Genomic DNA, 1,320 nt, shown 5'->3' on the forward strand with positions numbered 1-1,320 from the left:
TTCATCCAGCATGCGCCCCACGGGGCTGCCGATCAGGTAGATCATCGCAATGAAATTGCTTTCGTTTCGGTAGCCGCGAGCACGAGATCTGGCAGCCTGAAAGAGGCCATTCATGCCTTCCAGACGTGCGTTCGTCAGGCCTGAATACCAGCGCCTTACAACCTGGTCGGCATGTCGCTCCAACGTATTGAGTGCTTTTGCCATTGGCTTGAGAAGCGTGTGGCCGGCGACTGCCTCACGCATCACATTGAGGTAATTCGTGATGCGCCAACGAGCCCCACGCGCTGTCGGTGCGCGACGAATCCATCTCAGCTTTTCCTTGATGATCCATGCATTCGCGGTAGCCCCTTGGTCAGCAACCAGCTCGCGGAGAGCGATCAGCTGCTTTTCCGTCAGGTTGTGGTTATCCATGCTTTTCAGCACTGCCCAGCGCAGGGCCTTGGGATGGGCTTTTTCTCGACGTTCCCGCTTACGCACTTCATCCAACGCCTTGGTGAACGTCTGCACGATATGGAACCAGTCAACCGTCACTCGAGCATCAGGAAGATGTTCAGCAGTGCCATTGAGGAAGGCCGGAGACATGTCACACACGACTTCAACCACATTGCCCGGGGTGCCGCCATGTGCCTCTAGAAAGGCGCTGAACGCCTTGATCGTCTCTTTGCCACGTCCTTGGACAGCAAAGATCACCGGCTCTTGTTGGCGTTGCATATCGAGAAATACGGTGACGTAACGTTGCCCTCGACGTGATGCCGTTTCGTCTACCCCGACATTGGCAACCTGAGAAAGATCCAGGTCTCCCAGCATGCGGCCTACGTAATGATGCACGATGCGCCACAAACGCTTGTCAGTGACTTCCAATTGCCGAGAGACGGCGAGCACAGGCATCTCCCTGACCAACGACATGGCAGCCTGTTCAAACAACAGTGTGAAACCACTATCAGGGCGAGCCCAGGGCACCTCGACTCGCTTGACGCCGTGCTCTGGACACCGGGTGCGAGGGACGCGGGCATGGAGATAGCAATGATGCTGGAAGAAGTTCAGGTGTCGCCAGGACTTGTCGGCAAAGTCATGCGCCGGGCATACCTTGCCGCATTCCGGGCAGGCATAAAGGCTCCCCCGGTCGGCTTCCACGTAAAGCTCGAGACGATGCGGAGATGACGTGGTATCCAGATGCTGGTCCTTGAGTTTCCAAGGCGCTTGCAAGCCCAAGCCAAGGGTCAGGACCTGAGTACCATCCATATCAATTCTCCAGTCTGTTCGGGGGCCCATATCCTGGACCATTCCAGGGCACTAATTCCACACTTGGCGTCGAAGAGC

Annotated in this window: 1 protein-coding gene; it reads right to left on the minus strand. The window is 56.7% G+C overall.

The window, feature by feature from the left end:
* The coding region (locus ACZYGA_RS16935; protein WP_479399723.1) for an ISL3 family transposase at positions 1 to 1,242 on the minus strand (1,242 nt) is incomplete at its 3' end.
* Positions 1,243 to 1,320: the final 78 nt, after the last annotated feature.

The sequence above is a fragment of the Cobetia sp. BL01 genome (genome assembly GCF_056493605.1).